At 35.5% G+C, this 17,730-nt stretch carries 16 protein-coding genes; 2 read left to right on the top strand and 14 right to left on the bottom strand.

Annotated elements, in window-relative coordinates:
- Positions 1 to 455: 455 nt before the first annotated feature.
- Entirely contained in the window at positions 456 to 1,955 is a 1,500-nt protein-coding gene (gene lysS, locus CD30_RS16880) for a lysine--tRNA ligase (protein WP_170933678.1), read from the bottom strand.
- 205 nt (positions 1,956 to 2,160) lie between these two features.
- Here lysS and CD30_RS16875 point away from each other — a divergent pair, with 205 nt between their 5' ends.
- Positions 2,161 to 2,643 (top strand): DinB family protein, encoded by a 483-nt coding sequence (locus CD30_RS16875; RefSeq protein WP_036179573.1) that lies wholly within the window; start codon positions 2,161 to 2,163, stop codon positions 2,641 to 2,643.
- 49 nt (positions 2,644 to 2,692) lie between these two features.
- On the opposite strand, the gene dusB is transcribed toward CD30_RS16875, so the two are convergent.
- The 13 genes from dusB to CD30_RS16810 form a co-directional block, all read right to left on the bottom strand.
- The gene (gene dusB, locus CD30_RS16870) at positions 2,693 to 3,670 is read right to left on the bottom strand and encodes a tRNA dihydrouridine synthase DusB (RefSeq protein WP_170933679.1); all 978 of its coding nucleotides are present in this window, start codon (positions 3,668 to 3,670) and stop codon (positions 2,693 to 2,695) included.
- Between the two features lie 140 nt (positions 3,671 to 3,810).
- Positions 3,811 to 4,335: a 2-amino-4-hydroxy-6-hydroxymethyldihydropteridine diphosphokinase gene (gene folK, locus CD30_RS16865; protein WP_084078029.1), complete on the bottom strand. Its 525-nt coding sequence runs from the start codon at positions 4,333 to 4,335 to the stop codon at positions 3,811 to 3,813.
- On the bottom strand, positions 4,328 to 4,699 hold the full coding sequence (gene folB / locus CD30_RS16860) for a dihydroneopterin aldolase (protein ID WP_036179564.1): 372 nt from the start codon (positions 4,697 to 4,699) through the stop codon (positions 4,328 to 4,330). Before folB ends, folK begins: the two co-directional genes overlap by 8 nt.
- Positions 4,700 to 4,724: 25 nt before the next feature.
- Entirely contained in the window at positions 4,725 to 5,588 is an 864-nt protein-coding gene (folP, locus tag CD30_RS16855) for a dihydropteroate synthase (protein ID WP_036179560.1), read from the bottom strand.
- Between the two features lies 1 nt (position 5,589).
- Positions 5,590 to 6,423 carry an aminotransferase class IV gene (locus CD30_RS16850; protein WP_036179557.1) on the bottom strand — a complete coding sequence of 278 codons (834 nt, stop codon included), beginning with the start codon at positions 6,421 to 6,423 and terminating at the stop codon, positions 5,590 to 5,592.
- Positions 6,424 to 6,584: 161 nt separating this feature from the next.
- Positions 6,585 to 7,514 (bottom strand): cysteine synthase A, encoded by a 930-nt coding sequence (cysK, locus tag CD30_RS16845; RefSeq protein ID WP_036179554.1) that lies wholly within the window; start codon positions 7,512 to 7,514, stop codon positions 6,585 to 6,587.
- A gap of 142 nt (positions 7,515 to 7,656) precedes the next feature.
- The gene (locus CD30_RS16840) at positions 7,657 to 8,625 is read right to left on the bottom strand and encodes a peptidyl-prolyl cis-trans isomerase (protein ID WP_036179551.1); all 969 of its coding nucleotides are present in this window, start codon (positions 8,623 to 8,625) and stop codon (positions 7,657 to 7,659) included.
- Entirely contained in the window at positions 8,606 to 9,490 is an 885-nt protein-coding gene (hslO, locus tag CD30_RS16835) for an Hsp33 family molecular chaperone HslO (protein WP_036179547.1), read from the bottom strand. Before hslO ends, CD30_RS16840 begins: the two co-directional genes overlap by 20 nt.
- 17 nt (positions 9,491 to 9,507) lie before the next feature.
- Positions 9,508 to 10,275: a type III pantothenate kinase gene (locus CD30_RS16830; protein ID WP_036179544.1), complete on the bottom strand. Its 768-nt coding sequence runs from the start codon at positions 10,273 to 10,275 to the stop codon at positions 9,508 to 9,510.
- Positions 10,276 to 10,426: 151 nt separating this feature from the next.
- Positions 10,427 to 12,484: an ATP-dependent zinc metalloprotease FtsH gene (gene ftsH / locus CD30_RS16825; protein WP_036179541.1), complete on the bottom strand. Its 2,058-nt coding sequence runs from the start codon at positions 12,482 to 12,484 to the stop codon at positions 10,427 to 10,429.
- A gap of 131 nt (positions 12,485 to 12,615) precedes the next feature.
- The gene (hpt, locus tag CD30_RS16820) at positions 12,616 to 13,158 is read right to left on the bottom strand and encodes a hypoxanthine phosphoribosyltransferase (protein WP_036179537.1); all 543 of its coding nucleotides are present in this window, start codon (positions 13,156 to 13,158) and stop codon (positions 12,616 to 12,618) included.
- Positions 13,159 to 13,291: 133 nt separating this feature from the next.
- Positions 13,292 to 14,707: a tRNA lysidine(34) synthetase TilS gene (gene tilS / locus CD30_RS16815; RefSeq protein WP_036179534.1), complete on the bottom strand. Its 1,416-nt coding sequence runs from the start codon at positions 14,705 to 14,707 to the stop codon at positions 13,292 to 13,294.
- A gap of 16 nt (positions 14,708 to 14,723) precedes the next feature.
- Positions 14,724 to 17,117, bottom strand: a complete 2,394-nt coding sequence (locus tag CD30_RS16810) for a SpoIIE family protein phosphatase (protein ID WP_170933677.1) — start codon at positions 17,115 to 17,117, stop codon at positions 14,724 to 14,726.
- Between the two features lie 236 nt (positions 17,118 to 17,353).
- Here CD30_RS16810 and CD30_RS16805 point away from each other — a divergent pair, with 236 nt between their 5' ends.
- A complete protein-coding gene (locus CD30_RS16805) occupies positions 17,354 to 17,533 on the top strand; it encodes a hypothetical protein (RefSeq protein ID WP_036179531.1) in 180 nt (59 codons plus the stop codon).
- Positions 17,534 to 17,730 lie beyond the last annotated feature (197 nt).

The following is a 17,730-nucleotide window of genomic DNA, read 5'->3' as shown; positions in this document are numbered from 1 at the left end:
ACGTTTAATTCATTAACGTTTTGTTGTTCAGTTTTCAAGGTTCATTTTGGTTGCCGTTCGTAACAGCAACTTTTATAGTATATCACAACCATTTATGCGAGTCAACTATTTTTTTATTTTTTATTTCGTTGTTATAGTCGCTGTTTTAGCGACGGATATAAATATAACACCTAGAAACAAACAATGCAAGTGTTTTTATAAACTTTTTTTATATTTTTATAAGATACATAAAACCTCATATTTGAAGTTTATTCATTTTATAATATGAGAAGTATTAAATCAATCATAACGCTAGGTTTCTTAAAATATTTCTCTATCGAATTTTCTAGGTAAGGGTTAGGTATGATTCGAATTTGATAACACTAGTTTTTAAGGCCTCGATTAAAATAACTATTACTATCTTAATAAAAATAGCAGAAGCCTCTTAAGTGGCTTCTGCTATTTTATTAATTGAATTAATCTTTATGACGCATCGTTGGGAATAGTAATATATCACGAATTGATTGTGCGTTTGTTAATAACATAACTAGACGATCAATTCCGATACCTAGACCACCTGTTGGCGGCATACCATATTCTAAAGCCTCGATAAAGTCACGGTCCATGTCATGGGCTTCATCGTTACCAGCTTCTTTTTCTGCTAATTGTGCTTCAAAGCGTTCTTTTTGATCGATTGGATCATTCAATTCAGTGAAGGCATTTGCATGCTCACGTCTAACAATAAATAATTCAAAACGATCTGTGAAGCGTGGGTCTTCTGGATTTTTCTTAGCAAGTGGAGAAATTTCAACAGGATGTCCATATACAAAAGTAGGTTGAACTAATGACTCTTCAACTTTTTGTTCAAAGAATTCATTAATAATGTGACCTACTTCATGCACATCTTTAACTTCTACATTATGTTTATTGGCAAGCTCACGAGCTTCTTCCTTCGTCATAGGTTGCCAGAAATCAACACCTGTAGCTTCTTTTACTGCATCCACCATGTGCACTCGTTTCCAGCCTGGCGCTAAATTGATTTCATCTTCGCCATATTTTATCGTTGTTGTACCAAGTACATCTTGTGCTACATGAGAAATAACATTTTCGGTTAATTCCATAATGTCTTGGTAATCCAAGTAAGCACCATATAATTCTAATAATGTGAACTCTGGATTATGACGAGTAGATACACCTTCGTTACGGAATACACGTCCTATTTCGTATACTTTCTCTAATCCACCAACGATTAAACGTTTTAAATGAAGCTCAATTGCGATACGTAAATATAAATCCATATCTAATGCGTTATGGTGTGTAATAAATGGTTTTGCAGCTGCACCGCCAGCAATTGTATGTAATAATGGCGTTTCAACTTCAAGGTATCCTTGAGCATCTAAATAGTTACGTATAGAACGTATAATTCTAGAACGAGTAATGAAAGTTTCTTTACTTTCAGCGTTTGTCATTAAATCTAAATATCGCTGGCGATAGCGTTGTTCAACATCCTGTAAGCCATGGAATTTCTCAGGCATTGGACGCAACGCTTTAGTAAGGAACGTAAATTCTTCTGCTTTTACAGATAGTTCACCCACTTGTGTACGGAACACGTTGCCTCGAATGCCAACGATATCACCTAAATCCGCTTGATTAAATAACTCATATGCATCATCACCAACATGATCTTTACGAACGTAAATTTGAATTTGACCACCTAAATCTTGAATGTGCGCAAACCCAGCTTTACCTTTCCCACGTTTTGTCATGATTCTACCAGCAATAACGACTTCATGTAGGTCTTCTTCCAATTGTTCTTTTGTGAACTCTTTAAATTGTTCAAGTACTTCATTTGAAAGATGTGTGCGTTCAAAGCGGCTACCAAAAGGATCTAAACCACTTTCTCGAATATTCGTCATCTTTTGGCGTCTCACCAAAAGTTGGTCGTTTAATTCTTCAATGTTTGACACGTATTTCACTCCTTAATAACTTTTCAACGATCGAAAATTTTACCCATAATGTACCCATTGTACACAATTTTTGTTAACTATTCATCTCTTTCGACTGATTTTATCGATATTATAATAATTAGACTTTTTTGAAATCAAATTCCTAACTATTCTTTCCTAAAATGTAATAAGATTATGCTGATAACTAAATTCACATTAGAAAGGGGATATTTGCATGTATCGTAAATTAGATGACTTTATTCAAGAATGGGAAGATAGCAGTAAAGGAACAATCTCAATTTTTGAGGCTATAACTGATGAGAAAAAGAGTTTTGAGATTGTAGAAGGACACAATTCTCTTGAATGGCTTAGTTGGCATTTAACGAATTCACCAGCTTATTTTATGAGCTTGATAGGCCTAAATCTTAAAGTAAAGCTTAATCCTGCTGAAGTACCTCAAACTATAAAGGCAATTACAGAGGCTTATAAACAGGTAAGCGAGAATATTGTACAAACAGTAAAAGAAAGTTTGACTGATGAAGAACTCCTTAAAGAAGTGGATAGCCACGGTCAGCCAACTGCAATAGGTTCTTTATTACGTAAGATGATTGACCATCAAACACATCACCGCGCACAAATGCAAGTACTTATTAGACAGGCAGGTTTAACAGTGCCTGGAATTATGGGTCCAACAAAAGAAGCTGTATCCTCAAAATAATTGCATAAAAAAGCAGCCATCTATCACTTTGGTAAATGGCTGTTTTTTATTAAATCGCTTCTGCTTGTTGATCTGATGTTTCTTCCAATAGTTCTACTACATTATTTAATAAAAGTCGTAACTCTGCAGCTGTTTCTATTTGGTTAATTGTATTACGAATTTTACCATTACCACGAATGCCTTTTAAATACCATGAGGCATGCTTACGCATTTCACGAACTGCAATACTTTCACCTTTTAATTGCATTAATCGTTCAAAGTGAAGTAAACATACATCCATCTTTTCACTCACGGAAGGTTCAGGTTTTAATTCCCCTGTTTCTAAATAATGTACCGTACGATAAATCATCCATGGGTCTCCTAGTGCTGCTCGGCCGATCATTACAGCATCAGCACCTACTTCATCTAACATACGTTTAGCATCTTGCGGAGTCTCTACGTCGCCATTGCCGATGAATGGTATTTTAATGTTTTTCTTAACTTCCTTTAGAACTTCCCAGTTCGCTTTACCTTCATACATTTGTACACGTGTACGACCATGCATAGCGATAGCAGAAGCACCAGCACGCTCTGCAGCTTGAGCATTTTCGATTGCGAATATATGATCTTCGTCCCATCCAATACGCATTTTTACACTAACTGGCTTTTTCACTGCATCCACTACAGCTGATACCATTTCATAAATTTTGTTTGGATCGAGCAGCCATTTTGCACCTGCTTCGCATTTAATAATTTTGTTAACTGGGCAACCCATATTAATATCGATAATATTTGCATTCGTATTTTGATCAACGTATTTCGCCGCTTCAACTAACGTATCCTTTTCCCCACCAAAAATTTGTAATGAGAGAGGATACTCTCGCTCATCGATATATAACATATCTAATGTTTTTTGATTGCGTTGGACTAAACCTTTATCACTGATCATTTCCGCATATACTAAACCCGCTCCGAATTCTTTAACAGTTAAACGGAAGGCAGAATTACAAACTCCGGCCATCGGTGCTAACACAACACGATTATCCATGATGATATCGCCAATTTGAAATGGCTTGTCTTGTGAAGTCAATTACGTCTCCTCCTCTTTGGAAGTGGCTTCTTCCTTTATATTTGTTAACCATTTATATGTCACCGACGTAAAAACGCATATTAGTAAAAAATCTATGATTATTCTTCTATCTCTATAAACTTTTGAAGGTTTTCTGTTGATTTCCAAAGATGGATACCTTCCTTTACAAGATCCATACTTTTTACGCGCTGCTTTGCTAATAGAAGCTGTTCTGATAAAGGTTGTGTAGCAATCTCTAATAAAGGAACTAGAACAAAAGCACGTTCATACATTCTCGGATGAGGAACAATTAGGTTCTCAACTCCAATATTGTCGTTATTAAATAATAAAATGTCAAGGTCTATAATACGAGGACCCCATCGAATTTCACGAACGCGGCCTAGTTTAATTTCAATAGATTGGCATATTTTCAGCATTTCATCAGCTGAGTTTGATGTTTGCAAAAAAATAGCGATGTTTAAAAAAGATGGCTGATCCACATATCCTACTGGTGCCGTTTCATATATAGAGGAAACAGCCTTGATTTTCACGCTTTTAGACTCTTGAAGAAGCTTTACTGCTAGTTTTAAGTTTTGTTCTCTATTTCCGATATTCGTCCCCAATGATAAATAAACATCATTCATGATAATGCCCTCTTACTATTTCTACTGCCACCTCTTTATAATGTCCAGGTATAGGAGGATCTGGTTTAATGACCTCAACTTTTACCCCAAAAACTTGACCTTCATAATCCGTTAGTACTTTTTTTGCAATGGATTCTGCAACTGCCTCAATTAATTTGAAAGGTTTTCCTTCTACAATATCCTTACAAATATCATAAACACCAACATAACTAACAGTGTCTTCTAAGTTATCGGATATTCCTGCTTTTTCAGTTTTTAATGCTAAGGTTACAGAAACACGGAATCGTTGACCTAAAACATTCTCTTCTTTTAATACGCCATGATATCCGAAAAACTGCATATCTCGTAAATGTATATAATCCATAAAGCGTCTCCTTCAATTAACCCTATTAATGTCTATCTGGTAATTCATCTTGTATTATAACTTTTCCCATTAGGGCATCTATCATCTGAACAGTACGTGCAACTTCTTTTACATCATGTACACGAACGATATGGCATCCTTTCATTACACCAAAGGCGCAAGTTGCGGCAGTTCCTTCTACTCTCTCATCTAAAGGTAGATTTAATATAGTACCAATCATTCGTTTACGAGAAGTCGCAAGCAATACTGGGTAGCCAATTTCAACTAGCTCGTCTAATCTTTGCATTGTTTCGATGCTCTGCTGTAAATTTTTCACAAACCCAATGCCTGGATCTAAAATAATATGTTCATCTGGCACACCAGCTCGTTTTGCAATTTCTATACTTTCTTTTAAATCATTTAAATAGTCTTCAAAATAATTCGTATAAGATGTATTATCACGATTGTGCATTAAAATAATGGGGGCTTTTAATTCTGCGGCAACCTTTACTATTTCCGGATCACTTTTTGCACCCCAAATATCATTTATCATGTGCGCTCCTGCTTCAATAGCTGCACGAGCAACTGCTGATTTATATGTATCGATTGAAATAATTACAGGTACTTCTTCTCGTAAAGCCTTTATTACAGGTACTATACGTGAGATTTCTTCTTCATCCGAAATTCTTGTATATCCCGGACGAGTTGACTCACCACCAACATCAATTATTTTGGCACCATTAGCCACCATTTCCTTTGCATGTTGAACTGCTGCTTGTACTGAGTTATATTTTCCTCCATCAGAAAATGAATCTGGTGTTACATTTAGGATACCCATAACAAACGTTTCTTTCCGATAATCTAGTTCAATATTGTTTAAAATGATTGGTTTAGAGTATTTAGATAACATGTTATATCGCCTCTCTTATCGTCTTTAAAATTTCATCTATGTATGCTTGGTGTAGCTGTTGATATAACGGACCGTTTTCACCTAAAAATTTAGCTCTTCCTATGTTCGAAATTGGGACTATTTCATCGACTGAGTTCGTAATAAAGCATTCAAAAGCAGTCTCTAGTTCTTTAGGGAAAAAAACGCCTTCTATCACTCTATAACCTAATATTTTTGCAGTTTGGATTACCCATTGTCTGATGACGCCTTCTTCAATCCCCAAAATAGAATCCGGTGTATATAAAATTTGATCCTTAACCCAAAAAATATTTGAATGAAGTCCATCTGTAATATACCCTTTTGGGGTGGTGAAAAATCCTTCCACCTCCTCTATATTATCAATTTCTAGGCTTCCCAAATATTTATTATTATACTTAGCTGGATCTTTTTTCGTTTTCAGCCATCTACCGGACTTTACTAATCCCCGTTTTCTTTCTTCTAGAGATTCATAAAAAATGATAACGTTTGGTTCACTATATTTTGACTGAAACTGAAGTGTTTTATTTTGATTGCCGGCTGAAATATTTAAAAGGATCTTTCCATCCCGACCATTTGCTTTATTCGTCATTTCCTTAATAATTTCCATAAGCTCTCTTATAGTATAGGGCATTTTTATCCGATATTCATTTAATGTACTAATAAGCCGACCATAATGCTCTTGAAATAATACTACTTTTCCCTTATACGTTCGAAATGTCTTGAAAAAGTTTAATCCATATAAATAACCATGGTCAAATGGGGAGATTTTTATATCTTGCTCCTCTTCTATAAACTGCCCATCCATCCATAAAATCATTTACACTGCCCCTTTCCATATTTTTCATGTTACAAATTGAAGATAGCATAAACGGAGAATTAAGAACAACCTACTCGGGTTTTAGCATTCTATTTTGCTTAAAAACATAAAAAAGGCAAAATCCCTTTCAATAAGGATTTTGCCTTTGACCATTTGTATTCTTAGTCTTCAAATTGGTATAAAGCTGTTGATAAATAGCGTTCACCATTAGAAGGAACAATCGCTAATACATTTGAACCTTTGCCAAGACGTTTTGCTGTTTCAATTGCAGCATGAATTGCTGCGCCAGAAGATATACCTACTAAAATACCTTCTTCACGACCTGTTTTACGCGCTACTTCAAATGCTGTTTCATTATCTACAGGGAAAATAGAAGTATAAACTTCTGTATTTAATACTTTTGGTACGAAACCAGCACCGATACCTTGAATTTTATGTGAACCTGATCTACCTTCAGAAAGAACTGGAGAATCTTTTGGTTCAACTGCAATAATTTCGATTTCTGGATACTTTTCTTTTAACACTTCGCCAGCACCTGTAATTGTTCCACCTGTACCGATACCTGCAACAAAAGCATCTAGTTTAACACCTTCAAAAGCTTCAACAATTTCAGGACCTGTTGTTAAACGGTGAACTTCAGCATTTGCTGGGTTATCAAACTGTTGTGGTAAAAAATAGCCATTTTCTTTTGCTAAGCTTTCGGCTTTTGCAATGGCACCTTTCATTCCTTCTGGACCAGGTGTTAATACTAGTTCAGCACCGTATGCACGAAGTAGCTTACGACGCTCAATACTCATTGTTTCTGGCATTACTAAAATTGCACGGTAGCCTTTTGCAGCAGCAATCATCGCAAGACCAATACCAGTGTTACCTGAAGTTGGCTCGATAATTGTACCACCAGGTTGTAATGTGCCATCTTTTTCAGCAGCTTCAATCATAGCTAATGCAATACGGTCTTTTACTGAGCTACCTGGGTTGAAAAATTCTAACTTAACATAAACTGTACCTTCGTTTTCAGTTGTAGCATGGTTAAGTTTTACGATTGGTGTACGACCTACTAATTCCGTTACTGAATTTGCTAATTTACTCATGATTATTCCTCCCATTCATTAAATCCCTACTAATTTTATATGTTTTACCCATTTAGTATATTACCAATTTAATAATATGTTGTCAATCAGCAACCCATTAATTGTAAATAATTTTTGATATAAGAAGAATATAATAATTAGGTTAGTTTAAGTAAAATGAACTTGCTTTAAATTCATCCCAAAACATTTCAGGTGTTACGGTTGATGAAAGTTGGTCTATCGCTAACTCCCGTTTAATATGCTCCTGGACCTCTTCGTATGTAAAAGACTTACTTTCAATAATTTCTGTTACATATGCAATACCATATTGACCATCACTTAGAAGGAACGGTTCACTAATTTCATTCATTTCCAAGTTTTCAATAACTTTAGGAATTTCGGGATCAATATTCGTTTGACTTGTCGTAATATAACCAATATTCCCACCTAGGCTTGCTGAAGATGTATCTAAAGAACGTTCTCTTGCTAGAACGGAAAATTCAGACCCATTAGTTAGCTCTTGTTTTACACTTTGTGCATCATTTATATTATTCACAACAATCAAACTTGTACGATAGGTTGTTGGGATATTGAATAAATTCTTATTTTCCTCATAAAATTTCAAAACCGCTTCTTCTTCAATCACTATATCTTTTGTTAACACCTTTTCTAAAATAAGCTGACTACGAACTTTTTGACGAAGTTGCGTGTCTTCTAAAATTTCTAGCGAATGATCGGTACCATCCTGTGTAGAACGTATTAGTGAAAGCTCCAAATCAATTTCTTCATCATTAACTTGAATCCCATAAGCTTTTGCGGCTTTTTCCATTACCTTTTCATTTATCAACGAATGTAATGTTTCTTTACCATAGAGATTTTCCATTGAAGCCATCCATTGTTGACGGGTAATTGTCTCGCCGTCAACAGTAGCAACAGCCTCACTGCTACTACTGCCGCTATTAAAACTGGCTAAAATCCACAATACAAACCAAAATACATTTCCAACTAACAAAATTGCAAGTACAGTTAAGGTAGGTTTTGTTTTTAATCGACGTTTTGAGAGGGGCGTTTTGTTTTCTGATGATGTTGTTCTTTGTTGTATGTTTTGATTGTTATTGTTCCTTGATTTCATCGATGAAACCTTGAAGTTCTGCTTTATCGAAATAGTACTTTTCTAGACAAAAATGGCATTCCGCCTCGGCTCCACCATCTTCATCAATCATTTCTTGAATTTCCCCTACGCCCAAACTTATAATTGCTGCCCCAAAACGTTCTTTCGAACATTGACATGTAAATGCAACTGGCATTGAATTTAAAATTTGTACATTTCCTTCACCTAACACCGCTTCTAAAATTTCCTCTGGTGTATACCCTTTTTCAATCATTTTCGAAACTGGTTCGATTGATGATAACTGAGTTTCGATTTTTGTAATTGTTTCATCGTCGCAACCAGGCATTAATTGAATAATGAACCCTCCTGAGGCTAATACGCTATTATCTGGATTAACTAATACTCCTAATCCTACAGATGAAGGCACTTGTTCTGAAACTGCAAAATAATATGTAAAATCCTCTGCAATCTCACCTGATACAATTGGTGTTTGGCCTGAAAACATATCACGTAATCCTAAATCTTTTACCACAGTGATGGCACCTTCTGTTCCAACTGCACGACGAACATCCAATTTACCCACATTATTTAATTCAAAGTGAACCTGGGGATTAGTTACAAAGCCTCTAACTTCACCTTTTGCATTTGAATCGACAAGAAGTGGACCGATTGGACCGTTCCCTTCGATTTTTATCGTTAATTTATCTTCACCTTTCAGCATTGCACCCATCATGACACCTGCAGTGATGGAACGACCCAGGGCTGCAGTAGCAGTTGGCCACGTATTATGACGTCTTTGCGCTTCTCCTACTGTTTCTGTTGTACGTGTAGCAAATGCTCGTACATTCCCATTAAACGCTAATGCTCTTACTAAGTAATCACTCATGATGAATTCCTCTTTCCTTATTGATTTCTTTTATAAATAATATACAGACCCTTTAATGTTAAAAGTGGGTCAACAATATCTATCACTTTTGTTTCATAACCGATCAACTTTGATAGGCCACCTGTTGCTATTACTAAAGGTTCTTCTTTACTTTGTTCTTTGATGCGGCTTACAATTCCTTCTACTTGTCCAATAAATCCATAAAAAATCCCTGATTGCATGGCGGATACAGTGTTCTTCCCAATAACATTTGCCGGTTTCATAATTTCAATTCGTGGTAATTTCGAAGCCTCTGTAAATAGGGCATCCATTGAAATTGTAATACCGGGTGTAATTGCTCCACCGATATAGTCACCTTTACTATCGATATAACAGTATGTGATAGCCGTTCCAAAGTCCACAATGATAAGCGGACGTCCTCCGTATTCTGAGATTGCTGCAACCGCATTTACGATTCGATCTGAGCCAACCTGTCTTGGATTTTCGTATTTGATATTTAAACCTGTTTTTACACCAGGTCCAACTACAAGTGGATTCACTTTAAAGTATTTTCGGCACATCTCCTCTAAAGAATACATAATTGTAGGAACAACCGAAGAAATTATTACACCTTTTACATCTTCGATTGCTATACCAACATGTAAAAAAAACATTTTGACTTGCATTGCGTATTCATCTTCAGTTTTGTGTAGGTTTGTTTCCATCCGCCAGTGATGAGAAAGATGGTTATTTTTATATACACCTAAATCAATAGTTGAATTTCCGGCATCTAACACTAGAATCAATTCATATCACATCCAATAATTTTCCTAGAATACCTATAACAAAAATCTTATCATAGTTATTACTTATTTGTGCAATCTGAAAACCGTATATTATCTTGCACTTAAAAAAAGCTGATTATCCATACACGTTGCATAGATAATCAGCCCTAGATTATTTATTTGTATCTTCTTGGATACCTTTATTACGGTCTTCTGTCACTGTTTTTTCATTTGGCAAATCAGAAGTAGTTGGATCAACAGGTTCTCTATTAATTTGTTGTTCTAATGATGTAGAGCCTGATATTTCTACTACAGTATCATTGGCTTCTGTTACATTAGATTGAGGATCTGCTTGTTGCTCTGTACCTTCTTCGTCTGCATTTGAATAATCAGCGCGCTCTGGTAATTTACCGTGATCACGTAAATGCTCAATTTGTTGTGCATCCAAAGTTTCTACTTCAAGCAATGTTTTAGCAATTAAAGTTAACAAATCACGTTTCTCTGTTAGAATTTGTTTTGTGCGTTCATATTGCTCAACGATAATTGCTTGCATTTCTTTATCAATTTCATAAGCAATTGAATCAGAGTAATTTTGCTCAGAATTAAAGTCACGACCTAAGAATACATTACCACCTTGACTACTACCAAATTGCATTGGTCCAAGTTTATCACTCATACCGTACTCCGTTACCATCGAGCGAGCAATACTTGTCGCACGTTGGAAGTCATTATGAGCACCAGTGGAAACTTCACCGAATGTTATATCCTCGGCAACACGTCCTCCAAGTAAACCTGCAATTTTATCTAACAATTCCGGTTTCGTCATGAAGTAACGGTCTTCTTTAGGAAGCATAACGGCATAACCACCAGCTTGACCTCGAGGGACAATCGTAACTTTATGCACCTTTTCAGCTTGGTCAAGAGTTAAACCAACAACTACGTGGCCAGCTTCATGAAACGCTACAATGTTACGCTCTTTTTCAGAAATTACTCGACTTGTTTTTGCTGGACCTGCAATTACGCGGTCTGTTGCTTCATCGATATCAGACATATCGATTTTCTTTTTATTACGACGAGTAGCTACTAATGCAGCTTCGTTTAATAAGTTCTCTAAGTCTGCACCAGAAAATCCAGGTGTACGAGTGGCAATCGCTTTCAAATCTACATCATCACGTAAAGGTTTATTACGAGCATGTACTTTAAGAATTGCTTCACGACCTTTTACGTCTGGACGTCCTACAGTAATTTGTCTGTCAAAACGACCAGGACGAAGTAACGCTGGGTCTAAAATATCAGGTCTGTTTGTAGCAGCGATAATGATAATTCCCTCATTAACACCGAAACCATCCATTTCAACTAGTAATTGGTTCAAAGTTTGTTCACGTTCATCGTGACCACCACCAAGACCTGCACCACGTTGACGACCTACTGCGTCGATTTCATCGATGAAAATAATACATGGGGCATTTTTCTTCGCATTTTCAAATAAGTCACGAACGCGACTCGCACCGACACCGACAAACATTTCAACGAAGTCAGAACCAGAAATAGAGAAGAAAGGAACGCCTGCTTCACCTGCAACCGCACGAGCAAGTAAAGTTTTACCTGTACCCGGAGGACCAACTAATAAAATCCCTTTTGGAATACGTGCACCCATATCCGTAAATTTACGGTGATCCTTCAAGAAATCAACAACTTCTACAAGCTCTGCTTTTTCTTCATCAGCACCTGCTACATCATTAAAGCGAACCTTTTTCTTTTCAGAATCATACAACTTCGCTTTACTTTTACCGAAGTTCATCACTTTATTACCGCCGCCCTGAGATTGGCTCAACAGGAAGAAGAATAAAATGATAATAATAATGAACGGAATAATTCCCGTAAAGAACTGAACCCAGCCACCTGTTTCTGGCTGTTTTAGGATTACTATTTTGGGATTATTTTCACTAGCTTCATTAATTTTAGTTAACAAATCCTGGTTGTTATCCAAAAGGTTCACGACGAATGTTTCGTCCTCTTTGTAACCTTGTAATTTCCCTTCAACAACCAACACCCCAGAAGCAGGCTGTATCGTTGCCTCAGTAATTTTACCTGTTTCTAATGCATTTAAAAACTCATGATAAGTTAACTGTTCAGATGGAGCTCTGCCCCCATTAAAAGTACCAAAAATACCAATTATCACGAGAAAAATTAATAAATAAAATATGGTGTATCGAAATATTCGATTCATCCCCAGCCTCCTCACAACATAACAGAAAAACTATAAGTAAAATCTTAACATACGATTATTTCATCATACAACGAAAAGCACCGGCAAAAGAATACATTTGTCTTTTTTGTCAAAATATTTACAAAAAAAGACTAGAATGAATATACTTCTCGTTTTAAAATACCAATATATGGCAAGTTACGATATTTTTCTGCGTAATCTAATCCGTATCCTACTACAAATCCATCAGGAACTTTGAAGCCGACGATATCTGCCTTTAAATCGACTTTACGACCAGATGGTTTATCTAAAAGCGTCACGATTTTAATCGATTTTGCTTTACGGTACTTAAATAAGTCTACTAAATAACTTAATGTTAACCCACTATCAATAATATCTTCAATAATAATGACATCTCTGCCTTCAACACTTGTATTTAAATCCTTTAAAATTTTCACTTCACCTGAAGAAACCGTAGCATTTCCGTAACTTGAAACGTCCATAAAATCCACTTCGATATATGAATCGTATCGTTTCATTAAATCTGCCATAAATGGTACTGCACCTTTTAATACACCGATTGCTAGTGGAAAACGGTCTTTGTATTCTTCTGTTAATTGCGCACCAATTTCAACAATTCTTTCTTGAATTTGTTCCTCTGTAATCATCACTTTTTCTATGTCTTGTTGAATCATTAATGCTCCTCCTGTTATATCCATTCAATTTTTGTTCGAAATGTAAGTACATAATATACTATTTACATGTCCAATGCATCTACTTGTTAGTTTGCCAGAGCAAGCAAACCCCACTTTGATGAGTTGTATTTTCCTATACATTATTGTACTCGATAATAATTTTAATATCATCTTGGGGACGTTTATTTTTTGAAAGATTTTTGCTTGTTCTAATTCCTAATACGGAAATGACTTCTTCATTCGCATCTACAAGGATTGGCCAAGAATCACGTTCTGATAGCGGAATTTTTTCGTCAATAAAAAGGCGGGATAATCTTTTTGATTCCGCCATTCCTTTAAGAGCAATACGATCGCCACTTTTTCTTGGTCTTATTTTAAACGGAGCAAAAAAGTTTTTTGAACTAAGATAGTATTGCATAGATTTTCCTAACTCATTCTGCTTGGTCTCATGAGAGACATCACCTATGTATACCCGAACCCCATTCTTTAGTTCATTCCACTCATTAAATAGCAGTTGTCTTTCATCCAAATTATTGTCGGATAATATGTGATCACCCTTTAAAAAAAGGGCTTCTTCATATCTTCTATTAACAATATATTGGTCAGGCAAATATAATATCCCACTACCTTTTTCTGAATGACATAATTGTAGTATCGATTTAAGCAGAATATCACTATTTACATGATAAAAGTCCTTGTAAAGATAGTTTAATAGTATTAAAATGACTCTTCTTTGTAAAGCAACTGGTTCACTTGTAAAAGCTTCTACATTTAATTTGACTTGATGTTCATTATATTCCACTATTTCCTTATACTTTTCATATGCCAAATGAGTTAGAAATTCATCGTCCTGCTGTATATATTCTGAAAGCTTAACAGCATTCATCGGAACGTTTACATTTTCTTTTTTTAGTAAAGGAATAACGTGGTGTCTGAAGCGATTTCTTGTGTAGCTGTCTTTTGCATTACTACTATCTTCCCGGTAGCTACCATTTTTTTCACTTAGATATTCTTTAATCTCTTCCTTTGTAACGGATAAAAATGGTCTAATAATATACCCATCTTGGAATTTCCTTTTCGGATACATTCCTTTTATGCCAGCTATTGAGCCAGATTTTGTTATCGACATTAGCATAGATTCTAGCTGATCGTCAGCATGATGAGCGGTCACCAGCTTCGTAAATGCTTTTTGTTCCATAATTTCTTCAAAATAAGCATACCGTTCTCTACGACATATCGCCTGTGAATTTCCACCTTCTAATTTTAAAATTTCTGGAATGGCAACCGCTTTACTATATACAGGTATATTTCGCTCTTTACAAAATTCTTCAACAAATTGTCTATCTTCTGCCGAAATTTCTCCTCGTAACATATGATCAACATGGGCAACGGAAATCTCAACTTGTAACTTCCGCGCATTTTCATGAAACAAATGGAGTAGCCCCATTGAATCGATACCACCTGAACAAGCTATGAGAAGACGGTCTCCTTTTTCGACCAGATCATGCTCGTTAATATAATTAAGTACCTTTTTTTCAAACGAAACCATCTTCTCACCTCACTTTTTAAGCATGTACACCCACATTTGTTTTAAAAACAGACCATTTCGGTACAACATGCTCAACATTAAACAAAATGACCGTACAATCATCTTCAACTTCATATTTATTTTGAAACTTTTCCATAAAATCATATAACATTGCATTCATCGGGATGCCATTCTCAATATTGTCTTTTAATATTTCCACAAAGTATTGTTCTTGTTCATCCCAATCGTGTTCACTTGAAAATAGTCCATCCGAAACCATCACCACGTAGTCGTTTGCTAAAAGCCTAACTTTTTCTGTTTCGATTGTGAATACAGGCATAAACCCTACAGGGGCAGCTGCTCCATCAACTTTTATTAATCGATTCCCACGTAATATATACGTTGACATACTTCCCGCTTTCCACGACCATAGTTCTCCTTTTTGTAAATCAACAAGTGCAAAATCTATAGTTGCATACATATCTACTTCTCGATTTAAAGACATAACATAATGTAACGTATGCATAGCTGTTTCTGGATTCATATTATAGCTTAAACACTCTCTCATTAAACGTACTAGCCGTCTACTTTCCCTTTGTGCTTCTCTATTTTGTCCCATACCATCTGATAGCATAATGGCAACAAGGCCCGGGTGAATTCGGAATACTGCATGTGTATCCCCTGAGATCCACGAATCCTTTGCCTTACTATAAATATCATACTCCAATTCATAACGAACTGCTGAACGAAAACTAATTTGCAAATGAGCAAAAGGTTGTTTTTTATCTAATATTTTTTCAACTTGAAACGGCTCAGAAAATACTTCATATAAAATTGGAAGTAAAATTCTTTCACATAATAAGTGTTGTTCATCTACTGAATGGTGCGTTTTGGCGATTGAGCAGATAATCACTCTCTCCCCCATTGTATTATTCAAGACATCAATTTGGAAACATTGCACTTGCGCTCTTTTAAAATGTTGGTACAACTCATTTTCTATTGTCTTAAATGATAATGTTTCACTGCTCATCTCATTCATTAATCGATTTAAGTGATTGCTTAAATCTTTTAGCTGGAGGGCAATCATTTTCTTTCCGTGATAGAACTGTCCGTTCATTTTATCATTATAAAGCTGGTAATCTAACTCTTCTATCAACTTAGTCGACTTCACACATTTTAATTTAATCTTCTCTTCAGCCACTGTTTGTTCCGCTTGTTTAATGCCGCTTTTTGCCACATACCAATCTTGAATATGCTTGTCCATACCATTATTATTTTCCCCCCAGCAACGATCATATCGAAAACAGCTCATACATGTAGCAGAGGGCTCAATTTTTCTTATTTCATTCACCTTTTCTGTAGATGTAAAACGATCGAACACTAACTCTTTCATAAATAAAACAAAACTTTGGAATGTTTCTAATTTTGCTTGGGTGTTCTCTGTTAACCATTGTTGACGTTGTAATAAAACCTCATCACGTTTAGGGTGAATGATATTTTGTAAGAATGTAAATATATTTTGAGGGATGGCAAAAAATACAATTCCCGCAACTAAAATAGAGACGAAGTATACGGAATCTAGAGGTAATGTTGCATCGTAAAAGAAAAAGAAAACACTAGGAAGTATACTACTGATCACAATCCCAGTGCGACCCAGCCCATTAAATAGACCCGCAATAACACCCGTTAGACCATATAGAGCAATCATTCCTGTAAAAGCTAATTCAGATACGCCAACTAAAGAACCTACTATTATTGAAATCATCGCTGCAATAGGTACTCCACCAGCAAAAGCTGCAATACAAATTGCTAAATGTAAAACAAAAGGCGCTAGCCCAAAATAAGAGACAACGATAGAATTCATACCCGTTAAAGACATTGCTAGAATAACTAACCCTGCTCCAACGCGCTCATAATTCCAACCTTTTGACCAAAATTGGTGCGGTTGCACAAAAAATAGTTGAATGAATATCGTCATAAAGAATGCTAATACGACTTCATAATAAATATAAAGCTGTACAATAAACGGTGGGATGCCGAAATGTATGCTAGTTTGCCAAATAAATTGTCCAACTAATATAGCAAACGCTACTGAGAACATTGTCGGTAGTTTCCAATATTTAAATCGATCGATTAATTCATATATAACGATTTGTAATCCTAAAATAAGTACTTGTCCGAGCCCTAAGGTAATCGCTCCAATCATCCCCCCGATTAACACAAAGGCTTTCTCGTTTTCATACCGCTGTCGAACAATTGCCCACAAAGGTAATAAAAAAGGCACTGCAGCTTCGAACATCACCGCTTGTGCTAGAAATAAAGCTAGCATGAAGAAGAATAAATGTATAATAAGACTAATCTTTTTAATAGAAAAGTCGTCCTTAATTCCTTGGATTATCGTCTTTTCAGACACCATTTCGATATTAGCCAAGTCTATCATTCCCTTCTATCGTTTTCGGATAATTATATAAAACGAAAGCTGTAAAATTTGTCTAGTAGTGAAGGGAAATAAAAAAACTGTTCGACGAATTATTAGAACAGACTACAATTTAAAAAATTATGTCGCATTTTTTACAACTATGTGAAGATATAGATAAACTATCTTTTATCAAAAGCTATAAATACGTTATGATATGTTTAGCTTCAAAAAAGCTTGGAGGCCGATTTATGTTTGATAAGTTTTGGAAATTAGCTATTTCGTGTTCAATTGGTTCAATTCTAATAGTTCTTGGTATCATTGTTCAGATGCCGATTATTTATCAACTGATTGCATTAGTTGTTGGACTTATTATTACATGTATAAATTTATTTGCCGTCACAAAATACTTTCTTACTAGTCAAAAATAAATTTAAAAGGGTTGCTAGAGGTTCTTGAGAGACAATCTAGCAACCCTTTTTTGTAGAATTATCGTAGAATACTGTTGTTTTTAGCATTAAAAAATTATCGTTTCAACAATTTCCTAGCTTTCTTGCATTTCAATCATCATATAGCTTTAAATAAATCGAGTAGGAGGCTAGCCATTAATTGGCTAGCCGACCTCTCA

It is taken from the genome of Ureibacillus massiliensis 4400831 = CIP 108448 = CCUG 49529, assembly GCF_000772965.1.
Taxonomy (GTDB): Bacteria; Bacillota; Bacilli; order Bacillales_A; family Planococcaceae; genus Ureibacillus; species Ureibacillus massiliensis.
This window is presented reverse-complemented; position numbering and strand designations above follow the sequence as displayed.